This is a genomic window from Lentzea terrae, assembly GCF_003265345.1.
GTDB lineage: Bacteria > Actinomycetota > Actinomycetes > Mycobacteriales > Pseudonocardiaceae > Lentzea > Lentzea terrae.
Genome location: NZ_QFWW01000023.1, coordinates 249,262 through 261,859, shown reverse-complemented (window position 1 = coordinate 261,859; position 12,598 = coordinate 249,262). Strand labels below are relative to the sequence as shown.

General features: G+C 67.0%; 14 protein-coding genes. 7 read left to right on the top strand and 7 right to left on the bottom strand.

The genetic code is table 11. The features are described from left to right. Positions 1-47: 47 nt before the first annotated feature. The gene (locus DI276_RS28870; protein ID WP_112269017.1) at positions 48-431 is read right to left on the bottom strand and encodes an SSI family serine proteinase inhibitor; all 384 of its coding nucleotides are present in this window, start codon (positions 429-431) and stop codon (positions 48-50) included. An 87-nt stretch (positions 432-518) separates the two neighbouring features. Next, positions 519-1,388 (bottom strand): SGNH/GDSL hydrolase family protein, encoded by an 870-nt coding sequence (locus DI276_RS28865; RefSeq protein ID WP_112269015.1) that lies wholly within the window; start codon positions 1,386-1,388, stop codon positions 519-521. 87 nt (positions 1,389-1,475) lie between these two features. Between DI276_RS28865 and DI276_RS28860 the strand changes: the two genes are divergently transcribed. Beyond that, positions 1,476-2,753 (top strand): MFS transporter, encoded by a 1,278-nt coding sequence (locus tag DI276_RS28860; RefSeq protein WP_112269013.1) that lies wholly within the window; start codon positions 1,476-1,478, stop codon positions 2,751-2,753. Here DI276_RS28860 and DI276_RS28855 read toward each other — a convergent pair. Further along, complete coding sequence (locus DI276_RS28855; RefSeq protein WP_112269011.1) at positions 2,685-3,536, bottom strand: diacylglycerol kinase catalytic domain-containing protein; 852 nt, start codon at positions 3,534-3,536, stop codon at positions 2,685-2,687. The genes DI276_RS28860 and DI276_RS28855 overlap by 69 nt on opposite strands. After that, complete coding sequence (locus DI276_RS28850) at positions 3,533-4,480, bottom strand: SPFH domain-containing protein (RefSeq protein ID WP_112269009.1); 948 nt, start codon at positions 4,478-4,480, stop codon at positions 3,533-3,535. Before DI276_RS28850 ends, DI276_RS28855 begins: the two co-directional genes overlap by 4 nt. A 56-nt stretch (positions 4,481-4,536) precedes the next feature. Here DI276_RS28850 and DI276_RS28845 point away from each other — a divergent pair, with 56 nt between their 5' ends. Then, on the top strand, positions 4,537-5,223 hold the full coding sequence (locus tag DI276_RS28845) for an NUDIX hydrolase (RefSeq protein WP_408610589.1): 687 nt from the start codon (positions 4,537-4,539) through the stop codon (positions 5,221-5,223). Positions 5,224-5,329: 106 nt separating this feature from the next. Here DI276_RS28845 and DI276_RS28840 read toward each other — a convergent pair whose 3' ends face one another. Together DI276_RS28840 and DI276_RS28835 are read right to left on the bottom strand one after the other, a co-directional pair. Beyond that, positions 5,330-6,337, bottom strand: a complete 1,008-nt coding sequence (locus DI276_RS28840; protein ID WP_112269005.1) for a Gfo/Idh/MocA family protein — start codon at positions 6,335-6,337, stop codon at positions 5,330-5,332. 10 nt (positions 6,338-6,347) lie between these two features. Next, positions 6,348-7,028 carry a TioE family transcriptional regulator gene (locus DI276_RS28835; protein ID WP_112269004.1) on the bottom strand — a complete coding sequence of 227 codons (681 nt, stop codon included), beginning with the start codon at positions 7,026-7,028 and terminating at the stop codon, positions 6,348-6,350. 79 nt (positions 7,029-7,107) lie between these two features. Between DI276_RS28835 and DI276_RS28830 the strand changes: the two genes are divergently transcribed. Then, positions 7,108-8,223: an erythromycin esterase family protein gene (locus DI276_RS28830; RefSeq protein ID WP_112269002.1), complete on the top strand. Its 1,116-nt coding sequence runs from the start codon at positions 7,108-7,110 to the stop codon at positions 8,221-8,223. On the opposite strand, the gene DI276_RS28825 is transcribed toward DI276_RS28830, so the two are convergent. Then, positions 8,195-8,701, bottom strand: coding sequence for a hypothetical protein (locus DI276_RS28825; RefSeq protein WP_112269000.1), 507 nt, complete (start codon positions 8,699-8,701; stop codon positions 8,195-8,197). The two genes, DI276_RS28830 and DI276_RS28825, sit on opposite strands and share 29 nt — an antisense overlap. Positions 8,702-8,821: 120 nt before the next feature. On the opposite strand from DI276_RS28825, the gene DI276_RS28820 reads away from it, so the two are divergent. The 4 genes from DI276_RS28820 (at position 8,822) to DI276_RS52465 (ending at position 12,391) form a co-directional block, all read left to right on the top strand. Then, positions 8,822-9,952, top strand: coding sequence for a sensor histidine kinase (locus DI276_RS28820; protein WP_112269315.1), 1,131 nt, complete (start codon positions 8,822-8,824; stop codon positions 9,950-9,952). Further along, the gene (locus tag DI276_RS28815; protein ID WP_112268998.1) at positions 9,949-10,602 is read left to right on the top strand and encodes a response regulator; all 654 of its coding nucleotides are present in this window, start codon (positions 9,949-9,951) and stop codon (positions 10,600-10,602) included. The genes DI276_RS28820 and DI276_RS28815 overlap by 4 nt, the downstream gene beginning before the upstream one ends. Positions 10,603-10,664: 62 nt before the next feature. After that, positions 10,665-11,372 (top strand): alpha/beta hydrolase, encoded by a 708-nt coding sequence (locus DI276_RS28810; RefSeq protein ID WP_112268996.1) that lies wholly within the window; start codon positions 10,665-10,667, stop codon positions 11,370-11,372. After that, entirely contained in the window at positions 11,369-12,391 is a 1,023-nt protein-coding gene (locus tag DI276_RS52465; RefSeq protein WP_112268994.1) for an acyltransferase family protein, read from the top strand. Before DI276_RS28810 ends, DI276_RS52465 begins: the two co-directional genes overlap by 4 nt. Positions 12,392-12,598 lie beyond the last annotated feature (207 nt).

Below are 12,598 nucleotides of genomic sequence, written 5' to 3'. Positions count from 1 at the left end.
GGTGTCCCGCCGCGACGGCGGTGCGGCGGGACACCGGCGAACGCGGTCTAGTAATCGAACACGCTGCCGGTGTTCACCCGCAGCACGCACGGGTTGGAGTAGGTCTCTTCGCGGAAGACCTTCTTGCCGCGCCACTTGCCGCGCATCGTCGCCTTCGTGGCGTTCATCTCCATGGTGCACATGGCGCCGCTTGCGGTCAGCTTGGTGAAGTCGCCGTCCACAGTGGCGAGATCGGCACAGGCCTCCTTGGCCTTCTTGTGCCGGCCCCCAGCGGGTTCGCAGATCAACTGCGTGGTGTTGCTGTACCTGCCCATCTCCGACCGCGTCGACAGCACCAGGCTGGTCGCGGGCAGAGGTGCGGCGGACGCAGTCGCGGGGACGAGCGGCGCGGTGAACGCAAGGCAGGCAAGCAGGAGTCGGGTCTTCACCATGCCCTCACTGTGGCGCGGCGAAGACCCGAATCTCCAGCTCACTCAGCGATAACACCAGATCGTGTAGATCGCATTAACTGCGTGCAACTAGGTGGTCGTTGATTCCGTCGCGCTCAGTGCAGCGGCGACCTGCTTACCCACCGCTGCCATGCCACTGGCATTCGGGTGAACCGGGAACGCGAGGCTGGTCGGGATGATTCCCTCGACCCACTTGTCCCACGGTGCCGCGCACGTGTCGCGACCGAGGCTGATGTCGTAGGGGTTCACGAACGTGGCACCGGCGGCCCTCGCCTGGGCGCCGAGCATTCCGTTGAGCTGCTTCTGCACGTTGTCGAGATACGGCACGTCGCCAGAGGAGATGGGCACGATCGGCCAGCAGCCACCGGACGGCGGCAGGATCCGCAGGTAGCCGACCACGACGACCTTGGCCTTCGGGGAACGCTGCTTGATGCCCGCGAGCACGGCGGCCACCTTGGCGGCGGTGGCGTTGACGCGCTGGGCGAGCTCGTCGCCGTAGTTGGCCTTGCAGGGTGCGCCGTGCGGGTCGAGCAGGCTCTTACCGGCGCACGTGACGATGATGTCCATGAAGCCGATGTCGTTGCCGCCGATGGACACCGTGACGAGGTCCGTGTCGGGCTTCAGCGCGGAGAACTGCGGCACCGACTGGCCGGGGATGCCGCTTTGCACGCCGGCCATGTCCTTGGTCTGCGCGCCACCGCACGAGATGTCGGTGAAGTTGGCGATGCCGAGCTTCCTGGCGACGACGGACGGGTAGTTCTGCGTCGACTTGAAGCAGCTCAGCGGGTCGAGCCGCTGGAGCGGGATGAAGGGTCCGGAGACGAACGAATCTCCGAGTGAGACGTAGTTCCGATACTTCGGCGCGGCCGTGGCGGTGGGGACGAAAAGAGCCGCGATCAGGGCAGTGAGCAGGGAAACAACAGTCACTCGGCGCGTCATTGCTACCTCGTTACTGAGCAGTAGGAACGTATGACGAAGGGTGACCGGACCATTGCGCAGTGTCAATCCCTCGTCCAGGCTGGAACGATGACGGGGGTACGCAAAGTAGCTTTCGCGTCGGCGGTCGGTAACACGATCGAGCTGTACGACTTCCTGCTCTACGGCACAGCATCAGCGCTGGTGTTCAACAAGATCTTCTTCCCTCAGTTCGACTCGCGCGTCGGCGTGCTGCTGGCGTTCGCCACGTTCGGCGCGGGTTTCGTGGCCCGGCCGCTCGGCGGCGCGGTGATCGGCCACCTCGGTGACCGGCTCGGCCGCCGCGCGATGCTCGTGATCACCCTTTCCGTGACGGGACTGGCCACGGCGTTGATCGGCGTGCTGCCGTCCTACGCCTCGATCGGCATCGCGGCGCCGGTGCTGCTGGTGTTGCTGCGCATCGTGCAGGGCTTCTTCATGGGCGGCGAACAGGGCGGGGCGTCGCTGATGGCCGTCGAGCACGCGCCGCCGGGCCGTTGGGGCTGGTACGGCAGCTGGGTCTTCATCGGGTCGCCGATCGGTCTGGTGCTGGCGAACCTCGCGATGTACCTGTCGTCGCGGGTGTCCGGCCCCGGCTTCCTGACGTGGGGTTGGCGGCTGCCGTTCCTGTTCTCGATCGTGCTGGTCGGCATCGGTCTGTACATCAGGCTGCGGGTGACGGAAAGCCCGCGGTTCGCATCGGCGGAGAAGTCCAGGGCGCCGCTCGCCGAGGTGGTGCGCACGCGGTGGCAGGTGTTGCTGCTCGGCGCGGGCGTGAACCTCGGCTTCCAGATCTTCATCTTCGTGTTGTCGGTGTTCACCATCAACTACGGCCGCACCGCGTTGCGGCTGTCTCCGGACGATCTCCTCGTGGCGCAGGTGCTCGGAGGGCTCGCGCAGGTGGTCGCCGTGCCCGTGTTCGCCTGGATGTCGGACCGGATCGGGCGGCTGCCCGTGATGTTCGGTGGCGCGGTGTTCCAGGCGGCCTTCGCGTTCCCGATGTTCTGGTTGATGGACGCGCAGTGGTTCACCGCGGCGATCGTGCTCGGCTTCATCGGATCGGGTGCGTTGTTCGGGCCGATGGCCGCCTACTTCGCCGAACTGTTCCGCACTCGCGTGCGGTACAGCGGGGTGGCGGTGAGCTACCAGCTCGGCGCCGTGCTCGGGGGTGGGCTGGCGCCGTTCGTCGCGACGTCGTTGCTGGGCTACGGAACCTGGGCCGTCGCGGTGTACCTGATCTGTGGTGCCGTGCTGTCGGGAGTTTGCTTGCTGGTGATCGGCTCAGCACACGAGGCGGAGCCGGCGGGAGGCGAGTCCGACGCTCAGCCGCTGACCCCAGCCGAGGCGTAGCACGTCGCTCTCGATGCCGTCGCCGAACGCCACCAGCCCGTCGGACTCGACGTCGATGTCGAGCGGTGCACGGGTGAGCTCGCCTTCGGTGTGCTCGATGCCAGTGCTCGGCGACGGCCACGCCTCCCGCACGAACCACACGAGCCTGGGCTCGGTCGGGTGCGGGAGGCTGATGGCGCTTTTCCGTTCCCGGTGCGCACTCGAGCACCAGCCGGTGGCGCCGGTGCCGCTGCCGACGAGGATGCCGGACGACGCCTGGCGCTCGTTGTGGATGCGGTACCGGCTGGTCTGGTGGCTCGGGTGGCCGACGTAGATCTCGTTGAGCGCCTGGAGCGTCTGGCCGTCGTCCGTCCTCGCCTCGACCATCGTGCGGTCTTCGGTGTTCCCGGTGTTGTGCAGGAGTTCTTCGGTGTCCTGGGGAGCGTGCTTCGCGAGCACACCTCGCTCCGGGTTGATGCCGATCACGGGCTGGCCGTCGAGGTACTTGGCGACGTTGGCGACCAGCCCGTCCTGCCCGACGATGACGACTACGTCCTCGGGCGCGAACAGGAACCGCGACAGGTCTTCCCTCTCGACCACGCCGCGGCGCCAGTCCAGCGGGATGGCGGCGCTGACCTCTCCCAGCGCCTTGCGGGTCTGCTCGTCACGGTCCACCACCTCGTCCAGGGTTCGGTTGCGGGACTTCAGGAAGAACTCGACCTGGCCCCGCGTGCCATGCCGTGCCAGCAACTCTGTCAGCTCGGTGCGCCGGTGCACCAGCACAATTCTCGGGGCGAGACTCATCGCGCGAGCCTGGCGAGGATCGGCTGGATCAGGTCAGGGGTGAGGGTGATGCTGCCGATCTCGGGGAGGTTGCCGGCGAGTTCCTTGGCTGCCAGGGCGTAGAGGGTTGCTTGAGGGATCTCCTTGTAGGCGTCCAGCCTGGCCTTCTCGCCTGCTGCTTCGGCTTCTGCAAGCTTGCGGATGCCTTCTGCCTTGGCGTCGTCGGCGATTCGGCTGGCCTTCGCGTGGTCCTCCGCCTTCTTGAGTGCGTTGGCTCCTCGTTGTACGACAAGGAGTTCTTCTCGCTTTGCCAGCTCGATCTGGTTCTGCAGCTCGTTCTCGCTGATCGCGCGCTCACGTTCCACGGCGATCGCGCGGCGTTCGTAGGTGGCCTTGTCGGCTTCCTGCTGAACCTTCTCCCTGATGGTGGTCTGGAGGGCCTTCTCCAGGTCGGCGTCCGGGCGGATGGCGACCACGCGGACGTCGATGATCTCCAGACCGATGTGGTCTGCTTTGAGGTTCTCCGCTACCTGCTGCTTGACCCGTTCCACGCCGGTTTTGATGGCGGTTTCCAGGTCCAGGGTGCCGAGGATCTTGAGGGCGTGTTGCTGGGTGCTCTCGGTGAGGGTGTTGGCGATCTGGCTCAGCGGGTCCTGGCGCCAGGTTCCGGTGTCCGGGTCGATCGAGAAGTCGATCCTCGCTGTCGTGGTTTCCGGGTTGGTGCAGCGGTAGGTGATGGTCAGCTGGACTGTCACGTCCTGGTAGTCGCTGGTTCTGGCGTGGAAGAGCATCGGGAGTTCGCGGTCGTCTACCGGGACTTCGCTCAGCACTGCGTTTCTGGGGCGAAACCAGAAGCTCAGGCCGGTGCCTTCGTGGATGACCTTGCCCTTCCTGATGTGTCTGATGTGGACCGTGGGGGCTCCTCTGAGGTGCCTGAGTCCGGGGTAGCTGCTGATGTCGGCCATGGGGGTCTCCTCGGTGTGCTTGTCGTCGATCTGACGATAAGCCTATACTCGTGGATGTGTACTCGCCAAGTGATTTCCCTCCCTTTGCGGTCACGGTCGACCTCGTGGTGCTGACCGTGCGGTCTGACGCGCTGTGTGCGCTGTTGGTTCGGCGGGGGGAGGCGCCGTTTCGGGGGCGGTGGGCGTTGCCTGGGGGGTTTGTTCAGGTTGCCGAGTCGGTCGACGCCGCGGCTGCACGCGAGCTCGTCGAGGAGACCGGGGTGGCCGGGCTGCACCTGGAGCAGCTCGCCACGTACGGGGAGCCGCGCCGGGATCCGCGGATGAGGGTGGTGTCGGTGGCGTACCTGGCGTTGGCGCCGGACCTGCCGGTGCCGGTCGCCGGCACAGATGCCGCTGCGGCCTCATGGGTGCCGGTGTCCGAGGTGTCCGCGTTGGCGTTCGACCACGCGCGGATCTTGTCGGATGGGGTGGAGAGGGCTCGGGCCAAGTTGGAGTACACGCCGTTGGGGGCGGAGTTTTGTCCGGCCGAGTTCACTGTGGCTGAGTTGCGGCGGGTTTACGAGATCGTGTGGGGGGTTTCGCTGGACCCGCGGAACTTCCACCGGAAGGTTACTGGGGTGGAGGGGTTGTTGGAGGCTACTGGGGAGTCGACCACTCGGGATGGGGGGCGGCCGGCGGCGTTGTTTCGTCGAGGGGCGGCTGCTGTGTTGTACCCGCCGTTGGTGCGTGTGCCGGGTGTGTAGGTTGTCTCAGCTGTTGGGGGTGAGTCGTCGGTTCGCCGTGCCTCGGCTGCGCCATCGGGTCGGCTCGCCCTCGGCCTCGCCGCTCGGCTTGGCCTTCGCGGGGGCGTTAGATCGATACGGAATCGCCTGTTGCGGCCGACTGTTTGGCTGCCTCGATCACCTCTAGGCCCGTCACTGCGTCCTGTGGTGACACCGGGGCCACACCGGCGGCCACTGAGGCGTAGAAATCCTGGTAGGAGCCTGGTTCGGTGCGGTGTGGTTTGCCGCTTAGGGTGCCCCACGCGGACTCCGGTTCTTCGCCCCAGCCCGGTCCCGCTGGGGCCTCGCCTGCCTTGAGGCGTTCTTCCTGCGGGTCCATGCCGTGCTTCACGTAGGCCGCGTCGTGGCCCAGGACTCGGAAGCGCGGGCCCTGGTCTGCGGCCAGGGCGCTCATCCAGAGGTGGGAGCGGACGCCGTTTTCGTGGGACAAGGAGAGGAAGACGTCGTCGTCGGCTTTGGCGCCTGGGCGGACTGTGGTGATTTCGGCGTGGACGGACTTGGGGCGGCCGAAGAGGGCGACAGACTGGTCTACCAGGTGGGTGCCCAGGTCGAAGAGGATGCTGCCCAGGTCGGCCGGGTCGCCGGATTCTTTCCAGGAGGACTTGATTTCTGGGCGGTAGCGCTCGAAGCGGGACTCGAAGCGGTGCACCGCGCCCAGGGAGTTCGAGGAGAGGAGCTTTTGGACGGTCAGGAAGTCGCCGTCCCAGCGGCGGTTGTGGAACGGGACGAGCATCAGGTTGCGGGACGAGGCGATTGAGGCCAGGGCTCTGGCTTCTGCTGCTGAGCCTGCGAAGGGTTTGTCGACCACCACGTTGAGGCCGTGTTCCAGGACCTGGCGGGCGTGGGTTGCGTGGAAGCGGTTCGGGGTGGTGATGACCACCAGGTCGAAGTTGCCGGACCAGACCTCGTCCAGAGAGGACAGCAGGAGGGTTTCCGGGTAGCGGGAGCGCACCTCGGCTTGGCGGGCCGGGTTTGCGGTTACCACGGCGGAGAGTTCTAGGCCGTTGGTCGCCGCGATGAAAGGGGCGTGGAAGGCTGCCCCGCCCAGACCGTAGCCGACTAGAGCTGTGCGCATGCGGCTCAGCCTAAGCGTCCCGGATGGTCAGGTACTCGTTGAGTTGGGCGGAGGCGGCGAGCATGGCCAGGCCTCGTGCGGTCAGGCGGTGGCGCCAGTCGGTCAGGGCGTCGACCAACGTGTCGGTGCCGCCTGCGGTGCGGATCTGCGAAACCACCAAAGCTATGCGTGCCAAGGGATAGCCGCCTCGGCGCAGGAGGTGGGCCAACTCGGCGTCGCGGACGTCTGCTGCGGTGAAGGTGCGGTGGCCGGTTGGTTCGCGGGTGGGGACGAGGATGCCTGCGGTTTCCCAGGCGCGGAGGGTTGCGGGGCTGAGGTCCAGGCGGCGGGCCAGTTCGCCGATTGAGCGTGGGTGGCGGCTGGGCTCGAAGTCGGTGAGGTCGGCTACGGCTCGGCTGACTGAGTTCAGGGTTTCGCGGTCGCGGAGGAGTTGTTCGTGGCCGCGGTCGATGGTGAGCAGGACGTCGTCCAGCGCGTCGGTGTGGATCAGGTTCATGATCTGGCCGGCTCGGGCGTGGCCGAAGGCTGGGATCAGGGCGATGAACGTGCGTAGTGCGGCGGCGTGGACCGGGGTGTAGACGCGGTAGCCGGACGGGGTGCGCTCGGCGGGTGGGAGGAAGCCGGACTCCTCGTAGTTGCGCACGGCTTGGGTGGAGAGGCCGTGTTCGCGGGCCAGGTCGGAGGGACGCACGGTTGAGACTTTAGGCGCAATCAACGGCTAGATCCGTGCGAAAGTCTCAACAGAGCTTTCAATGTTACGGTTCAACTACATGAGCCAGGACATTCGTGAGTTCATCAGCCCCTTCACCGAGTTGCTGGCGTTCGGCGAGCCGACGCATCTGGAGCACGCGCACACGTGGGTGCGCAACGAGCTGTTCGAGCAGCTGGCGGCTTGCGGTTTCCGGTCGATCGCACTGGAGAGCTGCCGGATCCGGGGGATGCTCGTCAACGACTACGTGCACGGTGGGGCGGGCGACCTCGACGCGGTCATGAAGGAAGGGTTCTCCCACACGTTCGGGGAGAACTGGCCGGCCAACCGCGAACTGGTCGCGTGGATGCGGGAGTACAACGCGGACAAAGCGGAGCAAGACCGGTTGAGCTTCTACGGGTTCGACTTCCAGACCGAGACGGCCAGCGCGCCCAGCCCTCGTCCCTACCTCGAGCACGCTCGTGACTACCTCGGTGTGGAGGTGGACCTGAGCACGGACGACGAGAAGTGGAGCCGGGACGAGGCGGTGCTGGACCTGACCAAGTCACCCGGCAGGTCCGAAGAGGCCGTCAGGCTGCGCGAGATCGGTACGGAGCTGCTCAAGCAGCTGCATCGGCACAAGAAGGTCGACGAGGCCTGGGAGCGCGCGGAAACGCACCTGGTCGCCGGGTTGAGCCTGCTGCGGTACCACCGGGAGTGCGCCGAGCCGAACCCGTTGGGGGTGCGGCTGAACCGCCTTTGTCAGATGCGGGACGGGGTGATGGCGCGGAACCTGCTGGAGATCAGGAGGGCCGAGGCGGGCAGGGGGCCGACGTTCGTGTTCGCCCACAACGCTCACCTGCAGCGCACCAGCAGTTCGATGGAGATGGCCGGGGAACGGGTCGAGTGGTTCTCCGCGGGCGCGCTCGTGGCGCCGGTCCTGGGCGACCAGTACACGGTCATCGCGGGCACGCTCGGCCGCAACGACAGCTTCGGGCTGGGTGAACCGGACAAAGACACCCTCGAAGGGCAGTTGCAGAGCCGATTCACCACCTGGGGCATGACGAAGGACAAGCCGCAGGGCAGGACCCGCGCCGACACGGAGCTCAGGATGGGCTACTTCCCGCTCGACCAGCACCTGCTGGACGGCGTGGACGCCCTGTTGCACGTCAGGGTTGGTCGTCCAGTGACGCGGTGATCCACGGCGCGATGGGCAGGTCGCGCGTCTCGCACTCGATCGCCAGCTTGAGGGTCCACCGCAGGGCTTGCAGGACCACGGTCGCGAGCTCCTGCGGGGCCCCGTTGGCCAGGGCGATCTCGATCTGCTCCGAGGCCGCCTCCTGGTCGCCGTGCACCTCGGCGAGCAGGGCGCGGATCGCGGTGCGCACGGGCGGGTCCGCGTCGTCGATCTGGACCTCGCGGCCCTCCTCGTCGAAGACCTGCATCTTCACCGGCGTGGCGCCGCCGGAGCCGAGCGCGCCGACCATGCTGCTGCACTCGGCGAACAGCAGCAGCACCAGCTCACGGATCTCCTCGTTGCCCTCTGGCGACCCGCTGAGGTAGCCGGTCACGAGGTCCACCGCCACAGCGTCCTCACCGGCCCTGGCCGCAGCCAGCGCCTCACCGGCCACGGCGGTCAGCCGTGCCCAGCGATCTGGATCCTGTGGTGGTCTCACAGGTACTGCCTACCGCGCGGTGTGACGCGTTCGCAATGCCCCATCTTGATCAGAGTGCTACCGGGGTATGTCACTCCGCAGGTCAATGTGGGAATCAGCGAATCCACCTAGCATCGGGTGGTGTTTCGCACGCTGTACCGAACGGTGTTCGGTCCCGATCGCACCCGAGTGCTCGCAAGGACGCTCGACAGGTTCCGCGTCCCCGCGTTCGCCGCGTTGATCATCTATGCGTTCATCTGGGCGATCATCGGCAGCGTCCAGTACGTCGACAGCCCAGGTGCGACGGTGCAGGGTGACGGCTGGTGGGTGCTCATCTTCTTCGCCACCCTCGGTCCGTACGTGCTGCTGATCTGGTCGCCGTTGTACGCGTGGCGACTCGCCGCCGCAGGGTTCTACTTCGTCAGCGGGCTCGTCGACTGGACCGGTGTCGCACCGTTCCAGTACTGGACGGCGGCGCCGCTGCTGGTCGCGGTCGCCGCCTTCTACTCGCGCGGCATCGTCATCACCGTCACCGCGATCAGCGTTCTGCTGCACCAGCTCTCCGAGTACCAGAACCACACCATCGGGTTCTACATACCGGTCATCGCAGGTGCCGTGTACATGTTCGGTGCGCGCGGCCGGGCGGAACAGGAACTCGAGGAGGAACGGGCCGCCAAGGCCGCTCTCGAGGAACGTGCCCGCATCGCGCGCGAGATGCACGACGTCGTGGCGCACCACATGTCGATGATCGTGGTCAGGTGCGAGACCGCGCCTTATCGCCTCAAGGGACTGAACGAGGAAGCCGAACAGGAGTTCGCGGAACTCGGCACGGCCGCACGCGAAGCCATCACCGACATGCAACGACTGCTCGGCGTGCTGCGGACCAACGGCCAGGAGCCGGAACGGGAACCGCAGCCGGGCATCAGCCGCATCCCCGAACTGGCGAGGCCTGGTGACGAGGCCGAGGTCGACGTGGACGACGTGCCGGAGGCGGTCGGGCTCACCGCGTACCGGATCGTGCAGGAGGCGCTCACGAATGCCACCAGGCACGCGCCCGGCTCGAAGGCGTCCGTCCACGTGCACAAGAACGAGGGCCAGCTGGACGTGCTGGTGATCAACACCGCCGGGGGACCGTCCATGGGCGGCGGCAGTGGGCAGGGCCTGGTGGGCATGCGCGAACGGGTCGCGGTGCACGGCGGCACGCTGACCGTGAAGTCGACCGAGAGCGGCGGGTTCATGGTGCGGGCAAGGATTCCGTTGGGGGACAAGTGATCAGGGTGGTCGTGGTGGACGACCAGGAGATGGTGCGCGAGGGGTTCTCCGCGCTGCTCAACGCCCAGGAGGACATCGAGGTCGTCGGGGCAGCGGGCAACGGCCTGGAGGGCGTCGCACTGGCGCGCAACGTCAAACCGGACGTCGTGCTGATGGACGTGCGCATGCCCGAAATGGACGGACTCACCGCGACGCGCCTGTTGCTCGACGGGTCGGTGTCCACGAAGGTGCTCGTGCTGACCACGTTCGACCTCGACGACTACGTCTACGAGGCGTTGCAGGCCGGTGCGAGCGGGTTCCTGCTCAAGCACGCGCCTGCCCGCGAGCTGCTCAACGCCGTCCGCGTGGTGGCCGCAGGCGACGCGCTGCTGGCGCCGTCGATCACCAAGCGCCTGATCGAGGACTTCGTGAAGTCCCGGCGCACCGAACGCGTCCGGCCCGCGCAGCTGACCGTCCTCACCGAACGCGAGACCGAGATCCTCGTGCTGATCGCGCAGGGCCTGTCGAACACCGAGATCGCCGCGCACCTGGTGCTGGCCGAGCAGACGGTCAAGACGCACGTGAGCCGCGTGCTCACCAAACTCGGCCTCCGCGACCGCGCCCAGGCCGTGATCGCGGCCTACGAGAGCGGGCTCGTAGTACCGGGGTAGCGGCGGTAAAACAGCACGTCAGAGGGACGAATCGGCGTCCGTCGTCTTCCTAGCTTCGGTTCATGCGCCGAGCCGTCCTGTTCCTCCTGCTGATCGCTGTTCCGGCGGTCGCGCCGTCGATCGCCGAGTGGCGCGGCGACGTCGCCCGCCGGGTCGCGATCGTCGGTGACCTCGCCACCGCACGCGACGTCGTGGTGGTCGTGCCGGGTTCCGACGTGGACGTCGACCGGTTCGACCGGACCGTCGGGAAGATGGCGACCAACCTGTACGAGCAGGCGCACCGCGACGACCTCGCGGTGATCGCGTGGCTCGGATATCGGACGCCGCAGGGGCTCGGGGTGGACGCGGCCACCGGAGGCCTTGCGCGCCAAGGAGCTTCTGCGCTTGTGGAGTTCGTGCGCGCACTGCACACCAACGCACGGATCCACGTTTTCGGGCACAGTTATGGCTCGGTGGTGGTGGCGCTCGCGGCGCACGAGTTGAACGTGGACGACATCGTGTTCACCGGCAGTCCTGGTGTGCGGACGGGTTCCGTGTCGGAGCTGGGGACGCGGGCCAAGGTCTGGGCGATCCGGTCCAGCGGGGACTGGATGCGGTTCGTGCCGAACGTGCGGCTGTTCGACCTCGGGCACGGCACGGATCCGACGAGCGATGGCTTTGGGGCCACGGTGTTGCGGTTCGAGGGCGGGAAGCACGACACCTACTACGAACCGGGTAGCGAGACGCTCGCTGCTCTGGTTCGGATTGCATCTGGGGAGAAATCGCTGTGAGGAATCCTTTTATCGACTCGGTTCGGGCGATCGCGGTCGTCACCGTCGTGCTCGGGCATTGGCTCGTGACCGCACTGGTGGATACGCCCACCGGTATGTACATAGACAGCCCGCTCAAGCACTTACCCGAGCTGACGCCGATCAGTTGGGTGCTGCAAACACTCGGCCTGTTCTTCTTCGTCGGCGGCTACGCGGCGGCCCATTCGAAGACCTCGTTCCTCACCAGGCTCAAGCAGCTGGCCGTACCAACGCTGCTGATGCTCGGCGCCTGGACAGCTGTCCTCTTCGGACTGTCGATGCGCGGCGTCGACCAGGCCACCGCCTACAACATCGGCTACCTGGTCACGACCCCGCTGTGGTTCCTGGGCGTCTACCTGGTCCTGCTCGCGCTGAAACCGTTGGTGCGCAAGCTGGACGAGTACTCGTGGGGTGTGCTCGTCCCGGTCCTGCTGGTGCTGGTGGTCCCGTACGCGGTGTGGTGGGCGGCCTGGCAGCTCGGCTACTCGTTGGCCCGCAGGAAGATTCCCGGACCGCCGCTGCTCGCCATCGGCGTCATCGGATACGCACTGCTGACGAGTTTCGGCGGTTACCCGACGTCGGCGGTCGGCATCCCCGGCGCGGCCGTCTCGAACCTGAACCCGCCGAACTACGCCACGCTCGCTCTGGCGTTCGCCCAGATCGGCCTGGTGCTCACGATCGCGCCGTGGCTCACCCGGCTCGGTACCGCGAAACCCGTGCGGTGGCTGAACAAACGCGCGCTGGGGATCTTCCTGACGCACCAGAGCGCGCTGATCACCGTGACGCTGGCACTCAGTGCGTGGGGCCCGCTGCCGGGGCTGCAGCAGCAACCAGAGCATCCGGGCTGGGTGTGGCAACGACTGCTGTGGCTGCCGGTGTGCGCGGCCGTGACCTGGGGATGGCTCCGAGCAGTGCAAGCCCGATCGCCGCGGCGTGCAGCACCACCACCGGAGGAGTCGGATCCAGCGCCAGCATCGGCGGAACGCACGCCAGCGCCGTGAGCAGCCACGGCAGGCGGGTGTCGCAGCTGCCGGTGCGGGCGGTGTGGATCAGGTACCAGCCGAGCAGGAGGTGGATGAGGTTCTGCAGCGGGTCGACGGGCAGCAGCACCAGCGTCCCGTCGCCGAGGAACCCGCTCACCACGAACCCGAGCACGCCGAGCGTCCCGAACGACACGCCCATCGCGGTCGCGAGTCGGGTGCGGTGCG

Excerpts from the sequence above, each read along its gene's own strand:
- DI276_RS28810 (WP_112268996.1), top strand. The coding sequence starts at position 10,665 with ATGCGCCGAGCCGTCCTGTTCCTCCTGCTGATCGCTGTTCCGGCGGTC.
- DI276_RS28860 (WP_112269013.1), top strand. The coding sequence starts at position 1,476 with ATGACGGGGGTACGCAAAGTAGCTTTCGCGTCGGCGGTCGGTAACACG.
- DI276_RS28840 (WP_112269005.1), bottom strand. The coding sequence starts at position 6,337 with ATGCGCACAGCTCTAGTCGGCTACGGTCTGGGCGGGGCAGCCTTCCAC.
- DI276_RS28870 (WP_112269017.1), bottom strand. The coding sequence starts at position 431 with ATGGTGAAGACCCGACTCCTGCTTGCCTGCCTTGCGTTCACCGCGCCG.
- DI276_RS28865 (WP_112269015.1), bottom strand. The coding sequence starts at position 1,388 with ATGACGCGCCGAGTGACTGTTGTTTCCCTGCTCACTGCCCTGATCGCG.
- DI276_RS28830 (WP_112269002.1), top strand. The coding sequence starts at position 7,108 with ATGAGCCAGGACATTCGTGAGTTCATCAGCCCCTTCACCGAGTTGCTG.
- DI276_RS28850 (WP_112269009.1), bottom strand. The coding sequence starts at position 4,480 with ATGGCCGACATCAGCAGCTACCCCGGACTCAGGCACCTCAGAGGAGCC.
- DI276_RS28855 (WP_112269011.1), bottom strand. The coding sequence starts at position 3,536 with ATGAGTCTCGCCCCGAGAATTGTGCTGGTGCACCGGCGCACCGAGCTG.